Origin of the sequence: Streptomyces montanus (genome assembly GCF_005786655.1) — a bacterium.
GTDB classification, from domain to species: Bacteria; Actinomycetota; Actinomycetes; order Streptomycetales; family Streptomycetaceae; genus Streptomyces; species Streptomyces sporangiiformans.
In genome coordinates this window covers 1-15789 of the sequence record NZ_VBZC01000059.1, presented here as the reverse complement: position 1 = coordinate 15789, position 15789 = coordinate 1, and the positions used below count along the sequence as shown (strand labels likewise).

The following is a 15789-nucleotide window of genomic DNA, read 5'->3' as shown; positions in this document are numbered from 1 at the left end:
GGCGCCGACCCCCCGAGGGCTCCGCCCCCAGACCCCAGCATCGGCCTGAACGGCCTCGGGGGGGGGCCCCCGGCGGGCGGGGGGGGGGGGGGGGGGGGGGGGGGTAAAGCGCGGGTGGGCGGCGGCCTATCGGCCTCAACGGCCCCGTCCCCAAACGCCGGACAGGCTGATTGTGCCGGCCCGTGCTCAGCAAGTCCCTGCTCGAGAGCTCCTTACTCCGCTGTGCCCTATTCGAGCGCCTCCACCCTCACCCCCATCGCCGCCGCCAGCACCGGTGCCAAGTCCAGCAGTTGAGCCGGGCTGATCACCGCACCCGCCAGTCGGTCCACTCCCCGGGCGATGTCCACCTCCGCCGCCGCTCTCAGGTCCACATCCACCAGGGTCACCGCGTTGAAGTCCGCCCCCTTCAGCACACAGTCCACGAACTCCACCCGCTCCAGGCGCGCACCCCCGAAGTCCGGTTCGACCAGGACGCATCCCTCGAAGACGACGTCCTTGAGCCTGGCCTTGCGCAGGTTCAGGTAGTCGATCTTTCCGCCGCGGATCACCACCCGCTCCAGTACGGAGCCGTGCAACTGCACGCCGCCCAGCCGCGCGTCCACCACCTCCACGTCACGCAGGGTCGCCTCGCCCAGATCGGTGCCGACACCCCGTATGCCCGTGAGGACGGAGTCCAGCAGCCGCGCACGATGCAGCCGCGTCTCGTCCAGCGCGCACCCCGTCAGCGCGCAGTCCATGAAACGGGCGCCCCCGCCGTCCTGCGCCACGAAGGCCGCCTCACGGAACTCCAGCCCGTCGTAATCCCCGTCCGGCTCCAGCTCACCGCCCTCGTACGCCACCAGCGGCGGCAGCCGCACCTCGGGCCGCCGCGCCCCCTTCACCCCCGCCTGGGCCCGCGCCGTCCGCCCCGCATCGGCCGCTCCTTTTCGCACCATGGCCCCATAGTGCATCCCGCCACTGACAATCCCCCTGACCAGCAAGAACGACATTCACCAGCCCTCGATGTCACATTCCGAGGCCGTCCACGTGTCGTACATACAAAGCCACCGGAGCAGAGGGAGCCCCCAGCCATGCACCGCATCACCGTCGTCGGCGGCGGCTTCGCCGGACTCACCGCGGCCATCACCGCCGCCGAGGCGGGCGCCAAGGTCACCGTGTACGAAGCCCACCACACCCTCGGCGGCCGCGCCCGCACCGCGGAGGGCCCGTACAAGACGAACGAAGGTCCGCACGCCCTCTACAAGGGAGGCCCGCACTGGACCTGGCTCAGGCAGCGCGACCTGATCGGCGAACTCGCCCCGATCCCACCCCTGGAAGCGGCCCGGATACGCCTGCGCCACAAGGACGCGCTGCGCCGCACCCCGCCGTTCGCGATGCTCAAACTCCTGCGCCGTACGCCCGAACAGGCGCCCGTGGACACCGACTTCAGGACCTGGGCCACCGGTCTCGTGGGAGAAGAGGGCGCGAACGCGGCGGCGTACTACTCCGCCGTCGCCCTCTTCCATCACGACCCGGGCGCGCTCTCGGCGGCCTTCGTGCAGGAGCGGCTGCGGCGCGCCACGAAGCTGCCGCCGGAGGCGGCCTACCCGCGCGGCGGCTGGGCCTCGGTCATCGACCGGATGGCGGCCCGCGCCTGGAACCTGGGCGTGCGCATGGAGACCCTCTCCCGCGTCGACACCCTCCCTGAGACCAAGGACGGCCCCGTCATCGTCGCCACCTCGCTCGACGCCGCCCGCCGCCTCCTCCGCGACGACTCTCTGACCTGGACGAGCGGCCGTACGGTACTGATCGATCTGGCCGTACGCACCCGTCGGGGCGACGCGTTCGCCGTGTCCGACCTCGACGCGGCCGGCTGGATCGAGCGGTTCACCGCCCAGGACCGTACGCTCGCGCCGGCCGGCGAGCAGCTCGTCCAGGGGCAGATCCCGATCGCACCGGACGACGCGCGGGCCGTCGGCATCGCCCGCGCCGAGGAACTCCTCGACCTCGCCTTCGCGGGCTGGCGCGACCGCGTGACCTGGCGCCGCGAGGCGCTCGCGGTCGGCCGCACGGGGGCCGTGGACCTCCCCGGCACCAGCTGGCGCGACCGGCCGGCCGTCAACCGCGGCGGTGGCGTCTACCTCGCGGGCGACCAGGTCGCGGCGCCCGGCGTGCTCTCCGAGGTGTCCTTCAACAGCGCTCTGGAGGCCGTGTCCCTCGCGTTCGACATCCGGGGCAGGGCCGGACTTGACCTCAAGCATGCTTGAGGTATGAGGCTGACTCCACCACGGCGCACCTACACCGACGGCCGATCGAGGAGCCTCCCATGCACGCCATCCGTCTGCACGCCTTCGGCCCGGCCGAGAATCTCACGTACGAGCGGGTCGAGGACCCCGAACCGGGCCCGGGGCAGGTCCGTATCTCCGTGGTCGCGGCGGGGGTTCACCTCCTCGACACCGCGCTCCGGGAGGGCATTCAGGGCCCGCTCCCGGAGCCGCCGGTCCTCCCCACCGTCCCGGGCCGTGAGGTCGCCGGCACCGTCGAGTCCGTCGGCGAGGGCGTCGCCGAACTCTGGCGCGGCAAGCGGGTCGTAGCGCATCTGGGCTTCCACCCGGGCGGGTACGCCGAGCTCGCCGTCACGGACGTGGACCGGCTCCACGAGGTCCCCGAGAACCTGGACTTCGCGCAGGCCGTCGCGATGATCGGCACGGGGCGTACGACGATGAGGATCCTCCAGTTCGCCGAGCTCGGCCCGGACTCCGTGGCCGTGATCCCGGCGGCCGCGGGCGGCATCGGCACCCTCCTCGTGCAGTACGCGCGCCACGCCGGCGCCACCGTGATCGGTCTCGCGGGCGGTCCGGAGAAGGTGGCACGCGTCGAGAGGAACGGGGCCGATCTCGCCGTCGACTACATGGAGCCGAGCTGGCCGGATCGCGTCAAGCGGTTCCTCGGGGGGCGGAGCGCCACGGTCGTCTTCGACGGCGTAGGGGGTGAGGTCGCCCGGACCGCTCTCGGTCTCCTCGGACCGGGCGGCAGGCATCTCGTGTTCGGCTGGTCGGGGGAGGGCCTGCGCGGCGGCGCTCCGCTGCTTGTCGAGGGTGTGTCGGAGCAGGTGCTCGGGCCGGTGATGATGCGGAAGGCGGGCGGGGCGAATCCCGTACGTACGCTGGAGCTTCGGGCGCTGGGTGAGGCCGCGGCGGGGCGGCTCGTGCCGGCCGTCCAGCGCTTCCCGCTTCGCGCGGCCGCGGCCGCCCACCGGGCCCTGGAGACCCGCGGCACGATCGGCAAGGTGGTCCTGGAGCCCTGACCCGGGGGTGGGTTTCCTCGCCCCCGCCGCCCCTACCCTCCCCCAAGCTCTCGGCTTCGCTCGAGCAGGGGGGACCCCCATCATCCCTGGGGGCTGCGCCCCCAGACCCCCGCTATCGGCCTGAACAGCCTCGTCCTCAAACGCCGGACGGGATGCTTGATGCCGGCCTCGGCTGAAAAATTTCAGCCGGGGCCGAAGGCTCCCGGGCCGCGCGTCAGTACGCGCGTGACGCTGCCGTCGTCCTCCGCGATGTCCCGGACATGCTCGAAACCGATCCTGCGCAGCAGGGTGAGTGAAGCCTGGTTGCTCGAATCCACCGTGGCGTGCACCTCGGTCAGCCCGAGCGTGTCGAACCCGTAGGCGACGATTTTCTCGGCCAGCTCGGTCCCCAGGCCGGTTCCCCACTCGGCGGGAGCCAGGGCGTAGACGATCTCGTGGCCTCCGACGGTCTCGGTCGGTTTGATCTCGGCGTGCCCGATCAGGCGTCCGTCCCGGCGCACGGCCCACACCTTGAAGAGGTCCTGGGCATAGACCTTTGTGAAGATCCGCCCGAACAGGGCCCGGTCCTGCGCCTCGGTGGCAGGACCGTCGCCCATCCATCGGGACACCCTCGTGTCCTGGAACAGAGCGACGAAGCTCTCTTCGTCTTCGGGTGTGTACGGGTCCAGGAGCAGCCGCGCGGTCCGCAAGGTCGGGGTCACGGACAGCGACGCTACTCACGTGAGATTCAGGGCACCAACCAATTACCCGTTACCAACCACCGGTTACCAACCACCAGTTACCCGGAATCCCGCACCCGCCGGCCGATCTCCAAGTGGTCCGCCGCGGGCGGTCGTCCGGACTCGATCTCCCACAGTGCGTTCTGCAGCACACGCCCCAGCGTCCAGGCCCGCGCCCGCGCCCGGTCGAGCCCCAGAACGTCCGTCATGGCATCGAAACGCCAGAGGATTTCGTCCGCCTCGAAGCGGTTGTGCAGCGCGGGGAACAGCTCGAAGCCCGGGTCTCCCGCGAGGGGTTTGGGATCGATGGCGAGCCACGGCTCGCGGTCCGAGCCGAGGACGTTGTCGAAGTGGAGGTCCCAGTGCAGCAATTGGTCGCCGGGCTCGTCGGCAACCTCGCGGAGCGCCGCCGCGCAGTCCTCCAGAAGCCGCCGGTCCGCCGCGTCGGCGACCCGTCGCAGCGCCCCCGGCACCTGCCCCAGCATCCCCGCCGCGATGTCCCCGAGCCGTCGCATTCCCGCCGGCGCGGGCACCGCCGTCAGCCGCGCCAGCAGCCGCGCGATCACGAGCACCGCCTCCCGCGAGTCCGGCAGGTACGTCAGCATCCGTGCCGCGTCGAGCCGTTCGAGCAGCAGCGTGCCGGTGGCGTCGTCGCCGTCCAGCAGCCGTACGGCCCCGTCGCCGCCCCACAGGCGCAACGCGACGGGCTCACCCACGTTCTCCTCGTCCAGGTGCTGGAGCTTGAGCACGGCCTCGCTCCCGTCGGCACGCACCACCGGCAGCACCAGCGCGCATTTCCCGTGCATCGAGGGCCCGTTCACCCGAAGTGCCCAGCGCTCCAGGAACCGGTCGACCCGCTCGGGCAGCGCGGCGATGAACGCCCGCCCCGCTTCGCCGCCCAAGTCGTGCTGCGAGGCCACCAGCTCGTCCGGAACATCGATCACCTATACGACCTTACTCACGGCCGTGAAGCGGTTCACACGACCAAGCACGGTATCGGTGGAGACACCCACGGCCCGCAGAGGCTAACGTCCCGCGCATGAGCAGCACGGAAAGCGCGGGCAGCACGGAAAGCGCGGGCAGCGCAGGAAGCACCACCGGCGCGTCCCGCACCGTCAACGGCGGCATATCGCTCTGGCACGCGCAACAGGCCGCCCCCACACCCCGCGAGCCCCTCGCCGGGAACGCGAGCGCCGATGTCGTCATCGTCGGCGGGGGCTACACCGGCCTGTGGACCGCGTACTACCTCAAGAAGGCGGTCCCCTTCCTGCGCATCACCGTCCTGGAACAGAAGTTCTGCGGCTACGGCGCCTCCGGACGCAACGGCGGCTGGCTCTACAACGGAATCGCGGGCCGCGACCGCTACGCGCGCGTGCACGGCCACGACGCCGCCGTACGCCTCCAGCAGGCCATGAACGAGACGGTCACCGAGGTGATCAGGGCCGCGGCGGAAGAGCACATCGAGGCGGACATCCACCAGGGCGGCGTACTCGAAGTCGCGTACACACCCGCCCAGTTGGCCCGTCTCAAGGACTTCCACGCGACGGAACTCTCGTACGGGGAGAAGGACCGCGAGCTGTACGGCGCCCGCGAGACCGCCGAGCGCGTCCGCGTGGCCGACGCCGTCGGCTCCACCTGGACGCCGCACGGCGCCCGCCTCCACCCGGTCAAACTGCTGCGCGGACTCGCTGCCACCGTCGAGGCACTCGGCGTCACCCTCCATGAGTCGACCCCCGTCACCGAGATCAGACCGAAGCACGCGGTCACGCCATACGGGACGGTCCGAGCGCCCTACATCCTGCGCTGCACCGAGGGCTTCACCGCCTCCTTGAAGGGCCACAAGCGCACCTGGCTCCCGATGAACTCGTCGATGATCGCCACCGCCCCGCTCACGCCCGAGCAGTGGGACACCATCGGCTGGGAAGGCCGCGAAACCCTCGGCGACATGGCCCACGCCTACATGTACGCCCAACGCACCGCCGACGACCGCATCGCCCTCGGCGGCCGCGGCGTCCCGTACCGCTTCGGCTCCCGCACCGACAACGACGGCCGTACGCAGCCGTCGACGATCGAGGCGCTGCGCTCGACCCTGCTCCGCTGCTTCCCGCAACTCGCCGGCGTCGAGGTGACCCACGCCTGGTCCGGCGTCCTCGGCGTCCCCCGCGACTGGTGCGCCACCGTCACCCTCGACCGCTCCACCGGCCTCGGCTGGGCGGGCGGCTATGTCGGTTCCGGCGTCGCCACCACGAACCTCGCCGCCCGCACCCTCCGCGACCTGATCCAGCAGGACTCCGGCCAGTCGGGCGCGACCGAGCTGACCAGCCTCCCCTGGGTCAACCACAAGGTCCGCAGGTGGGAACCCGAGCCGTTGCGCTGGATCGGGGTACAGGGCATGTACGCCACGTATCGAGCCGCCGACCGCCGCGAACGCACGACGCACTCCGCCGAGTCGTCGCGCCTCGCACGGGTGGCCGACCGCATCGCGGGCCGCTGACAACAGCGGACCGCGGCGGACCGCCGACCGACGACAACGGCGACGGCGACGTCGGCGACAGCGACGGCGGGCAACAGGGGACATGGAGACAGGGGACAAGGGGACACCGATGAGCACCGCAATACTGGACACCGTCCGCTACACGTCCGACGGCCAACTCCTGGACATTCACGGTGCGGCCGCCCCCGACGCGCCCACCGTGCTCCTCTGGCACGGCCGTGGTCCGGCCGAGCGCGATGTCCTCGGCGGTCTCGCCGCGGCCGTCGCGCGCCTCGGCGCCACCGTCCTCGTCCCCGACTGGCGTCCCGACGCCCCCGACGGCGGCCGCCCCCACCTCGCGGCGTCCCTCCGCTTCGCCTGGGACTTCGTGCGGGACCCCGCCCGGATCGTCCTCGTCGGCTGGTCCCTCGGCGGCCGCGCCGCCATGGCCACCGCCCTGCAGCCGAACCCCCCGGAAGGCTGGCGCCCCGCAGCCGTTGTCGGTATCGCCGCCCGCTACAACCAGCCCGAACCCCTCCTCGCCCTGCCCTCCCCCATGGACGTCTGCGCCACCGCTCCGCCCCTCCCCATCCATCTGGTCCACGGCACCGCCGACAAGGTCTGCGCCTTCGAGAACGCTCACGCGTTCCAGTCGGTCCTCGCCTCCCACGGCCGCCAGGCCCCGCTCACCGAACTCGGCACCGACCACGCGGGCGCGGTCATGGCCGAGTACGTCCTCGAACTGGGCCGCTGCCGCCCCGCCCAGTCCGGATCACCCTTCCGCGAGGGCCTCCGCACGGCCCACGTCATCGCCGAAGCAGCGGGCCTGCCCCAAAAGTGATTGGCCTGAAATCTACGTCGCCAAATACACGTATCCGGTGAACCGGACAACGCGGACCTCAAGGACCCGTCGGCCAACCACCGGAAACTGCCGGAAAACCGCCGGAAAATCGCGGGACAACCGTCGGACAACCGTCGGTGAATCGCCGGTGGGGGCCACCGAAAACCAGCCGGATATCCACCTGGCCACGGAGAGAATCAACGGGGCGCCTCGCAGCAGAGTTTCGCATTGAGGTTTCCCATGAAAAGGGCCGACTGTCCTGTTGACAGGACAGTCGGCCCCAAGGACCGGTGGCATGAACCGGCCGAGAACGCGTTACTGGCTGACCATGGCGGATCGTTACTGTCGGGGCGCGCGGGCGCCATTCCATCCCATGGCTCACCCAATGGCGGGCATGGCTTCGCGGTCGGGCTCGGCGCGCGCCAACGGGGGCACGGCAGCCGGTGGTTCGGCGAGGGCGGTCCCCTCGTCGGCACCCCTGACAGCACGCTCGTCGGCGCCCTTGACAGCGCCCTCGACAACGCCTTCGACAGGGCTCTCGACAGCGCTCTCGATGACCAGCTCAGCGGCGGAGTCGAGGGTGGAGAGCACCCATGCGTCCACGTCTGCGCCGCTGCACTCGGCAGCCTTGAGCCACCGCTCGAACCGGTCGCGCGGGACTGCCAGTTGGCGGACGGCGGCGGCACTCTCGGACTTCGCGCCTCCTCCGCCTCTGGCCTCCCGCAGGGCACTGCGGAGCTGCTTCGTCGTCCACGACAGTTCCTCGGCCCGGCTGAGCCATTCGTCCTGCTCCGCGACCGGCAGAGAGGCCACCTCGGCGTGGTGCTGGAAGGTCAGCCGCGCGCGTCGCCTGCCCACGTCGAACCGGCGGGCCACCCATGCGTAGTTGCGCAGCGTCTGGTAGCGCAGGCCGGCGGTCTGTATGCCCTGCTGATACCGGTCGGAGTAATGGTCTTTTCCATAGGTCAGCCAGTCACCCAGCCACCACGAGGACGAATCCAGGACGCCCGCCAATTGGCGTCCCGCCCGCTCCCATTCCTCGAAGGTGAGCACGTCCGGCAGCTGCAGTCCCACCCTCGTGGTCAGCACCTGGTCGGCCCTCGGGTTGCCATTTCGTGCGCCGCCGCGCTGCGGAATAATCCTCGCCATCCGCGGTGGGGTCGGTGGAGGCTCCCTCGTTCCGCCATCCGTTCCGCCATCGACACCATTGGCTAAGATCACGTACATGACCCCCGTCTCGGTCAGTTTTGGTACGCGGTCGATTTATTGCTTTTTGCACTCCCGTTGAAATCGAGGAAAGCAGCCGGGTCGTTACATTGTCAAGATCATGTGCAGGTTCTGAACAATGGGACATTCCCCGGCCCCGCGGTCCCGAGATCACAAGCGCGCAGAACACCCGAGCACCGGCATGAACGAAGCTTCCGGCGCTCGAATTGTCGATCAGGTTGGACTCACATCACGAGGAGCTTTGGATTCCGCTCTGTCCCTCGACGATTGACGCCATACGCGAGCACGCGCACGGAGCAATCGATACCCCGTCCCCTTCGGCCGCCGGCCTCGCCCGGCCCGCTGCCGACACCCCATATTACTCAAGGTGGTACCGGCGCCAGGGGGAAAGCTCCGGGCCCTGGGCCCCACTCCCGGGAGGGATCAACATAAGCGTCAGGCCACGCGATTCAGAATCCGTCGCCGCGGCTCCTCCCGGATGCTGAGAGGGACCGTCAACGCCTGCTGATCTGTCAGATAACGCAGCACGGCGAGTACTCGACGGTTGTCACTGGGGCTGCCGGGGATGTCCAGCTTGTCGAAGACCGCCGCCACCCGCTTCTCCACCGTTCCCTGGGAGACGATGAGCCGCTCGGCGATCGCGCCGTTGGTGCGGCCCTGCGCCATGAGCGAGAGAACCTCCAACTCCCGTTCGCTGAGCGCGTCGAGCCCGGCGGCGCGAGCGTCGCCGCGTCGGTTCGCGGTGCCGGCGGCCAGGGCTCCGACCATGCGCGGGTCGACGACCGTGCCGCCCACCGCGATCCGGGTGAGCGTGTCCATCAGCTCGTCGGCGTCGGTCATACGGTCCTGGACGAGGTACCCGAGACCGGCGCCGTCCCCCGAGAACAGGCGGGCGACATGCTGCGGTTCGGGTGTCGCGGAGAACAGCAGGACGCCGATGCCGGGGTGCCGGCGGCGGGCGTCGAGTGCCGCCGCCACCCCCTCGTCGGTCCAGCTCGGCGCCAGCCGTACGTTGGCGACGAGGATGTCCGGACGGTGCGTGGCGACCAGGGCGGGCAGCACCCTGGCGTCATGGACGGCCGCGGCCAGCTGGTGGCCTCGGTCGCCGAGCACGTGTGCCAGGCCTGCCCGCAGGATCGCGGAGCCTTCGGCGATGACTAGACGCATGGCGGATCACTTCCTCGGCCAGGGCCTGGACGGATCGGCGCCACCCGTCCGGTTCCACGGTGCGAGGGGCGGATTCGGCGAACCGGCCCGTCGCGGGTGCGGGCAGCCGGCCAGGCACGGCCTCGGCGCCCGCTCATACGGCGCTCCCACAGCGATACGCATCTCAACCACCGACAGCCGCGACCCCGGAGACCCGGACAGCCGCGCCCCCGGAGACCCCGACGGCCGCGGCCCCGGAGACCGTGAGCCGCTGGTCCAGCAGGTCCGCCAGATGAGTCAGGGAGGGAGTCCGCGCGAACTCGCCGATGGTCAGGCGACGCTCCAGCGCGATCACCAGACGGGCCGCGGCCCTCGACGTACCGCCGATCTCGAAGAAATTGTCGGTGCGTCGGATGCGCTCGACGGGAACGCCGAGCACGTCGGCCCACAGGGCGGCCAGCTTGCGCTCGCTGTCGGTCACGGGTCGGCCGGAGTCCTCGAGGTTCTCTTCGCCGGTCATGTACGTCGCCTCCACCTGGGGTATTCACTCCACCGTGAGCCGGTCCGGCATCACGTCTTCATACAGGTAGAGGCTATGGAACAGCCTTATCGACGGAATATCGCCCGAGTTCCGGCTGCTTTCCGTATGCTTTCCGGCTGCTTTCCCTCCGCTTTCCGGCTTCTTGTTCCGGCTCGTGAACGCGTCAGTCCACGCCCTCCAGGAGCCGCTGCAGGGCTCCGACCCGCCGGCTGAGCTCGGTCAGTTCGGTGCGCAGCTCCTGCTGGTGCACCGTGGAACGCTCGGCGGCCGTACGCCGCTCCCGCGTCCCCGCCGAGGCCCAGAGCAGCCCCGTGGCGACGAGCGTCGTCGTACTCAGCATCACCGAACTCGCGATCACCGCACCAGCCATGGATTCCATCGTGCCGCCTCCCTCCGGGGCCCCGGTCCGGGCCCCACTCACACAAGTGGGAGTAATGAATTTACGCCGCGGCAGGCATGCGCACCATGGAGGAAATCCTCCGATAGAGCGGACGGCCCGAGAATGCGACCCGAGAATGCGGCCCGGGTATACGGCCCGAGAACCGTCCGCGAACGGTCCCAGAATTCAACGTACAACTATCCTTTTCCCGCCGGGCATGACCGTAGGCCCTCAGGGTATTTCCCGAGGGCCTACGGTCATATGCGCCAAGTACGTCGGCTCAGAAGTCAGAGCGGCTTTTCCACGGCTTCGAGGGCCTGGAGGACTCCGGCCGCGGCCGGCACCAGGTCGCGTTCCGCGCGCCGCTGGACGATGGAGTCGGCGATCTCACCGCTGCGTATGGCGATGTTCGACAGCAGGGACGACGTCAGTCCGTGCGTGTGCTCCGTACCTCCCTGGAGATAGATGCCGCAGGTCAGTTCCGGCGTGGTGACGAGCCTGTAGTCACGTGTCACCCGGTGGCGCCCCGACTCGTCGCGCAGGCAGTAGCGGTCGAGGTCGCCGAGCAGACGGGTCGGGTCCATGGTGTCGTAGCCGGTGGCGAAGACGATCGCGTCCACGTCGAGCAGCGGCGGCTCGGCGGCGTGGTGCGCCGACTTCAGCAGTACCCGCGTCCCGTGCCCGTCGCGCACCACGGACTGAACCTTCGTCAGATTGCGGAAGTGCAGCCGCTTGACGCCGGTCAGGTCCTCGTCGTAGGCGATCTGGTAGAGGTGCCTGATGTCCGCGTCGTCCACCACCCCGTAGTTGGTGTTGCGGTGGTAGCGCCAGAAGGCGTCCCGCGCCGGCTCGTCTCCGAAGTAGTAGTCGTCGACCGCGTCGGCGTCGAACACCTGGTTGGCGAAGGGGGTGTCGTCCGCGACGGAGTACCCGTACGACGGCAGGATCGCGTGTACCTGGGCGTGCGGGAGCTTCTCGTAGAAGAACTTGGTGATCTCGGCCGCGCTCTGGCCGGCGCCGACGACCGCGACGCTCTTCAGCTCCCCGTGGTCGGCCCTGCCGAACTTGTCGAGGAACTCCGAGCTGTGCCAGACCCGTTCGTCCCGCACCACGCCGTCCGGCATGCGCGGCTCGAGCCCCGTCGAGATGACGACGTTCCGGGCGCTGACCCACCGCGAGCCGCCGCCGGCGGTGTCGCGGATCTCCAGGCGCAGAGAGTCTGGAGACGTGTGGGCGCGTTCTCGCGGGCCGCGTATCGCGGTGACGGCCGAGTTGTAGGAGACGACGTTGGACATGCCGGCCGCCGCCCACTCCAGGTACTGGTGGAACTCCTGCCGGGTCGGGAAGAACTCCTTCCTGTTGACGAACTGGGCGAGCCGGCCCTGGGCGTGCAGGAACGGCACGAAGCCGAACCGCGACACCGGGTTGCGGAAGGTGACCAGGTCCTTCAGGAAGGAGATCTGCATGGTCGCCGACGGCAGCAGCATGTTGCGGTGCCAGCCGAACGACGGCTGACGCTCGAAGAAAGCGGCGGTGATCGGGTCGGTCAGGACGTTGGCGTGATGCTCTTCCAAAGAGATGGCCAGCGACAGATTGGACGGGCCGAATCCGATGCCGACCACGTCGTAGGTGTCGTTTTCGCGAGCACTCATGGTTACTCTCCCGCTTGCGGAGCTGTGACTTTGACAGGGCTTGGCGTCCGCGACGCCGCGGTGCCGGGTAGGACGGCGTGGGACGGTGTGGGACGGGTGTGCCGGGTCAGGCCGCGGCCCGGTGGCGGATCTCCAACGTGCAGCACTTCACGCTGCCGCCCGCCTTGAGCAGTTCGGACAGGTCCACGCCGACGGGCTCGAACCCGCGGTCGCGCAGCTGCCGGGCCAGTCCCGTCGCGGTGTCGGGCAGGAACACCCTGAGACCGTCGGAGACCGCGTTGAGGCCGAAGGCCTCCGCGTCCGCCTCGTCGACGAGGATCGCGTCGGGGTGGAGCTCGCGCAGGATGGCGAGGCTCTCCGGGGAGAAGGCCCCCGGGTAGTACATGACCTCGGTGTCGGAGAGCACGGCGAGCGCCGTGTCCAGGTGGTAGTAGCGCGGGTCGACGAGGTTGAGGGTGATCACCGGGCGGCCGAGGGCCCGCTCCAGCTCGGCGTGGGCGCGGGGGTCGGTACGGAAGCCGGTGCCCGCCAGGATGGTCCGGCCCACCACCATGTAGTCGCCCTCGGCCTCGTTGACGTACTCGGCCGGGTGGACCTCCGGGTAGCCCCGGGACGTGAACCACTCCTGGTAGGCCGGGGCCTCCGCGGCGCGCTCCGCGTGGCGGAACCGGGCGACCAGTACGCGGTCGTCCACGACGGTCGCGCCGTTGGCGGCGAAGACCATGTCCGGCAAACCCTCGACGGGGTCGATGAGATCGACGGTATGTCCGTACTCCAGGTACAGCCGGCGCAGTTCGTCCCACTGCTCCGCCGCGAGAGCGGCGTCCACCGGCTTGTCGGGGTTCATCCAGGGGTTGATCGCATAGGTGACGTCGAAGTACGTCGGACGGCACATCAGATAGTGACGGGGTGTGGCCTCACGAACGGCCGTGGACTGGAACAAGGCAACTCTTCCTCTCAGTCGGTGTAGCTCGGGTTGTGCCGTGCCGTTGGTGCGACCGCTCCTCCGCGCCGGCCGCCGACCGTGGGCAGACTCATGGACAGGGCGTCACCCTCGATGAGGCGGCTCATGCGGCGTCGCGCTCGACGGGGCAGCTCATGCAGCGGGGACCGCCGCGGCCCCGGCCGAGCTGGTCGCCCCTGATCCGCAGCACCTCGATGCCGTTCTCCTCGAGCATCCGGTTGCTGTTCTCGTTGACCTCGTAGGCGATGACGCTGCCGGGAGCCACGGCCAGGAGGTTGCAGCCGTCGTTCCACTGCTCGCGCTCGGAGCGGTACGAGTCCTGCTCGGTCTGCAGGACGCGGACCGTGTCCAGACCGAGCGCCGCGCCGATCTCGGCGAAGAAGTCCTTGTTCTCGGTGACATCGGGGACCTGGCCGGTGCCCGGGGTCAGCGTCCAGGACCTCAGCGCGCGACGGTCGAGGCCGGCGAAGAGGGTGAAGGCGTCCCTGTCCACCATGGTCATCACGGTGTCGAGGTGCATCAGGGCGCGGGCCTTGGGCAGTTCCACGGCGATCACGCGCCGGGCGGAACCGGCCTGGAAGAGACAGCGGGCCAGGATCTCCACGCCGGCGGGAGTGGTGCGCTCGCCGAGGCCGACGACGACGGTGCCGTTGCCGATCACCTCCACGTCGCCGCCCTCGATCGAGGCCGGCGCCATCGCCTCGCCGTCGATCCAGCGGTGCGCCCCGCCGCCCTCCGCGAACATCGGGTGGAAGTTGTAGATCGCCTCGTAGTTGACGGTCTCGCGCTTGCGTCCGGCCTTCATCATCGGGTTGACCGAGACACCGTCGTAGACCCAGCAGCTGGTGTCGCGGGTGAAGAGGGAGTTGGGCAGCGGCGGGAGGATGAAGTCGTCGTCCGCCAGCAGGTCGAGCCCGAGGGAACGGCCGCCGTGGGGACGCTCACCCAGCGCCTCGACGAGCTCGCGCTTGTTCAGGCCGCCGAGCAGGTGGGTGGCCAGCTCGTCCGGGCCCATCGCGGTCAGTACCCGCTCGGTGATCCGGCCGAGGGCGGCGCCCAGATGGGGCTGCCGGTCGTCCAGGATGCGGTCGAGTACGAAACCCACCGCCTCCTCTCCCTTGACCGTCTCGGCGAGCAGATCGCGCAGGAGATGGACCGTGACTCCCCGGTCGCGCAAGAGCTGTTGGAAGGCCTGGTGCTCCTCGCGCGCCCTGGACACCCACACGACGTCGTCGAAAAGCAGCTCGTCCTTGTTGCCGGGAGTCAACCGCTCGAGGTCCAAGCCGGGTTCGTGCAGGATGACTTGTTTCAGCGCACCGACCTCAGAATTCACATGGAACATGTTTTCTCCTGACTTCGACCCTGTGCAGTGACTACTCGTCCATCGAAGTTATGGGGCCCGGTTTCCTTTTCGTTATCGAACTCTTTTCGGCCAAAGCGAAGCCCGATCAATAACGAGTCGAAAAGACACGTGGCTAGCTTTCTCGGCAGACAGCACAAGCCGCAGCTCGAGCCGTACCCGAAAGGAGCGGTCCCCGATGTTCGTTCCCCCGCCCTACCGAGAACCGGACGGTTCCTGGATGGCCGACGTGATCCGCAACAACCCGCTGGCGCTGCTGGTGAGCAACGGCGGCTGGGCCGAGAGCCCGTTCGCCACGCACCTCCCCGTGATCCCCGACCCGGAGTCGGCGGGCGAGTGGTCCGGCGACCTGTCGGGAGCCGTCCTGCTCGGGCACATGAACCGGGCGAACCCGCACTGGGACGCCCTGAAGCCGGGCGACGTGGCGCTGCTGACCTTCACGGGACCGCATGCCTATGTCTCGCCGACGGTCTACCAGTTGACGCCGGCCGCCCCGACGTGGAACTTCACCTCGGTGCACGCACGCGGCACGATCGAGAAGATCGAGTCGCCCGAGGAGACGCTGGACGCGGTGACGTCCACCGTGCGCGCCTTCGAGGCCGCATTCGGCACCGGCTGGGACATGACCGAGTCCCTTTCCTACTTCCGCAGGCTCCTGCCGGGCGTGGGCGGATTCCGCTTCACCGTCTCCGGTGCGGACGGCATGTTCAAGCTCAGCCAGGAGCAGGCGCCCGAAGTCAGGGACCGCGTCCGGCAGTCGTTCAGCGAGCGCCCCTGCGGCCGCCACCAGGCGACCGCCTCACTGATGAGCCGGCTGTCATGAGCCGGGCCATGCGCGTATCGCAGCAGGTTTCCCTGATGCACGACTTGGGATTCCGCAGTACGTCCCTGGCCGCGGCCAGAATTCTCGCGGCCGGCCTGCGCAGGGTTTCCCGGCGCAGCGTCAAGAGAAGCGGATCGCACCGTCAGCCGGACGCCGCGATGTCCCTTCTCCGTAATTCGACCTGATGCACACACCCATTTCTGCAAGGAGGAATGCCATGTCGGCCTACCAGGCCAGTGACTCCCGGACATCCGGAACGGCTGCGGCGATCAGTGCTGTGGGGCTGGTGAAGGCGTATGGGGAGCAGCGGGTGCTGGACGGGGTGGATCTTCAGATCCCGCAGGGCTCGGTGTTCTCGCTGCTGGGTCCGAACGGGGC

Annotated in this window: 15 protein-coding genes and 1 pseudogene; 6 read left to right on the top strand and 10 right to left on the bottom strand. The window is 69.6% G+C overall.

Going from position 1 to position 15789, the window contains the following annotated elements; all coding sequences use genetic code 11:
- Positions 1 to 227 precede the first annotated feature (227 nt).
- Positions 228 to 935, bottom strand: coding sequence for a pentapeptide repeat-containing protein (locus FE633_RS37130; protein WP_171060283.1), 708 nt, complete (start codon positions 933 to 935; stop codon positions 228 to 230).
- A gap of 135 nt (positions 936 to 1070) precedes the next feature.
- On the opposite strand from FE633_RS37130, the gene FE633_RS37125 reads away from it, so the two are divergent.
- Positions 1071 to 2246 (top strand): NAD(P)-binding protein, encoded by a 1176-nt coding sequence (locus tag FE633_RS37125; protein WP_138049564.1) that lies wholly within the window; start codon positions 1071 to 1073, stop codon positions 2244 to 2246.
- 59 nt (positions 2247 to 2305) lie between these two features.
- On the top strand, positions 2306 to 3286 hold the full coding sequence (locus tag FE633_RS37120; RefSeq protein ID WP_138049563.1) for a zinc-binding dehydrogenase: 981 nt from the start codon (positions 2306 to 2308) through the stop codon (positions 3284 to 3286).
- Positions 3287 to 3468: 182 nt separating this feature from the next.
- Here FE633_RS37120 and FE633_RS37115 read toward each other — a convergent pair whose 3' ends face one another.
- Together FE633_RS37115 and FE633_RS37110 are read right to left on the bottom strand one after the other, a co-directional pair.
- Complete coding sequence (locus tag FE633_RS37115; RefSeq protein WP_138049562.1) at positions 3469 to 3987, bottom strand: GNAT family N-acetyltransferase; 519 nt, start codon at positions 3985 to 3987, stop codon at positions 3469 to 3471.
- A gap of 77 nt (positions 3988 to 4064) precedes the next feature.
- On the bottom strand, positions 4065 to 4949 hold the full coding sequence (locus FE633_RS37110; RefSeq protein ID WP_138049561.1) for an aminoglycoside phosphotransferase family protein: 885 nt from the start codon (positions 4947 to 4949) through the stop codon (positions 4065 to 4067).
- A gap of 95 nt (positions 4950 to 5044) precedes the next feature.
- Here FE633_RS37110 and FE633_RS37105 point away from each other — a divergent pair, with 95 nt between their 5' ends.
- Positions 5045 to 6499 (top strand): NAD(P)/FAD-dependent oxidoreductase, encoded by a 1455-nt coding sequence (locus FE633_RS37105; RefSeq protein ID WP_138049560.1) that lies wholly within the window; start codon positions 5045 to 5047, stop codon positions 6497 to 6499.
- Between the two features lie 109 nt (positions 6500 to 6608).
- Positions 6609 to 7319, top strand: coding sequence for an alpha/beta hydrolase (locus FE633_RS37100; protein WP_138049559.1), 711 nt, complete (start codon positions 6609 to 6611; stop codon positions 7317 to 7319).
- 378 nt (positions 7320 to 7697) lie between these two features.
- Here FE633_RS37100 and FE633_RS37095 read toward each other — a convergent pair whose 3' ends face one another.
- The 7 genes from FE633_RS37095 to FE633_RS37065 form a co-directional block, all read right to left on the bottom strand.
- Complete coding sequence (locus tag FE633_RS37095) at positions 7698 to 8468, bottom strand: LmbU family transcriptional regulator (RefSeq protein WP_171060282.1); 771 nt, start codon at positions 8466 to 8468, stop codon at positions 7698 to 7700.
- 513 nt (positions 8469 to 8981) lie between these two features.
- Positions 8982 to 9713, bottom strand: a complete 732-nt coding sequence (locus tag FE633_RS37090; RefSeq protein ID WP_138049558.1) for a response regulator transcription factor — start codon at positions 9711 to 9713, stop codon at positions 8982 to 8984.
- A gap of 163 nt (positions 9714 to 9876) precedes the next feature.
- Positions 9877 to 10212: an acyl carrier protein gene (locus FE633_RS37085; RefSeq protein ID WP_138049557.1), complete on the bottom strand. Its 336-nt coding sequence runs from the start codon at positions 10210 to 10212 to the stop codon at positions 9877 to 9879.
- Between the two features lie 184 nt (positions 10213 to 10396).
- Positions 10397 to 10612 (bottom strand): hypothetical protein, encoded by a 216-nt coding sequence (locus FE633_RS37080; RefSeq protein ID WP_138049556.1) that lies wholly within the window; start codon positions 10610 to 10612, stop codon positions 10397 to 10399.
- 287 nt (positions 10613 to 10899) lie between these two features.
- Positions 10900 to 12264: a lysine N(6)-hydroxylase/L-ornithine N(5)-oxygenase family protein gene (locus FE633_RS37075; protein WP_138049555.1), complete on the bottom strand. Its 1365-nt coding sequence runs from the start codon at positions 12262 to 12264 to the stop codon at positions 10900 to 10902.
- Positions 12265 to 12370: 106 nt separating this feature from the next.
- Positions 12371 to 13207 carry a dimethylargininase gene (gene ddaH, locus FE633_RS37070; protein WP_342791247.1) on the bottom strand — a complete coding sequence of 279 codons (837 nt, stop codon included), beginning with the start codon at positions 13205 to 13207 and terminating at the stop codon, positions 12371 to 12373.
- A 124-nt stretch (positions 13208 to 13331) separates the two neighbouring features.
- Positions 13332 to 14570 (bottom strand): arginine deiminase, encoded by a 1239-nt coding sequence (locus FE633_RS37065; protein WP_138049554.1) that lies wholly within the window; start codon positions 14568 to 14570, stop codon positions 13332 to 13334.
- A 196-nt stretch (positions 14571 to 14766) separates the two neighbouring features.
- On the opposite strand from FE633_RS37065, the gene FE633_RS37060 reads away from it, so the two are divergent.
- Together FE633_RS37060 and FE633_RS48880 are read left to right on the top strand one after the other, a co-directional pair.
- Positions 14767 to 15411, top strand: coding sequence for an FMN-binding negative transcriptional regulator (locus tag FE633_RS37060; protein WP_138049553.1), 645 nt, complete (start codon positions 14767 to 14769; stop codon positions 15409 to 15411).
- A gap of 217 nt (positions 15412 to 15628) precedes the next feature.
- Positions 15629 to 15789 (top strand): annotated as a pseudogene (locus FE633_RS48880) (ABC transporter); the annotation flags it as partial.

Coding starts and splice junctions, on each gene's coding strand:
- FE633_RS37130 (WP_171060283.1), bottom strand. CDS start 935: ATGGTGCGAAAAGGAGCGGCCGATGCGGGGCGGACGGCGCGGGCCCAG.
- FE633_RS37125 (WP_138049564.1), top strand. CDS start 1,071: ATGCACCGCATCACCGTCGTCGGCGGCGGCTTCGCCGGACTCACCGCG.
- FE633_RS37120 (WP_138049563.1), top strand. CDS start 2,306: ATGCACGCCATCCGTCTGCACGCCTTCGGCCCGGCCGAGAATCTCACG.
- FE633_RS37105 (WP_138049560.1), top strand. CDS start 5,045: ATGAGCAGCACGGAAAGCGCGGGCAGCACGGAAAGCGCGGGCAGCGCA.
- FE633_RS37100 (WP_138049559.1), top strand. CDS start 6,609: ATGAGCACCGCAATACTGGACACCGTCCGCTACACGTCCGACGGCCAA.
- FE633_RS37095 (WP_171060282.1), bottom strand. CDS start 8,468: ATGGCGAGGATTATTCCGCAGCGCGGCGGCGCACGAAATGGCAACCCG.
- FE633_RS37090 (WP_138049558.1), bottom strand. CDS start 9,713: ATGCGTCTAGTCATCGCCGAAGGCTCCGCGATCCTGCGGGCAGGCCTG.
- FE633_RS37085 (WP_138049557.1), bottom strand. CDS start 10,212: ATGACCGGCGAAGAGAACCTCGAGGACTCCGGCCGACCCGTGACCGAC.
- FE633_RS37080 (WP_138049556.1), bottom strand. CDS start 10,612: ATGGAATCCATGGCTGGTGCGGTGATCGCGAGTTCGGTGATGCTGAGT.
- FE633_RS37075 (WP_138049555.1), bottom strand. CDS start 12,264: ATGAGTGCTCGCGAAAACGACACCTACGACGTGGTCGGCATCGGATTC.
- FE633_RS37065 (WP_138049554.1), bottom strand. CDS start 14,570: ATGTTCCATGTGAATTCTGAGGTCGGTGCGCTGAAACAAGTCATCCTG.
- FE633_RS37060 (WP_138049553.1), top strand. CDS start 14,767: ATGTTCGTTCCCCCGCCCTACCGAGAACCGGACGGTTCCTGGATGGCC.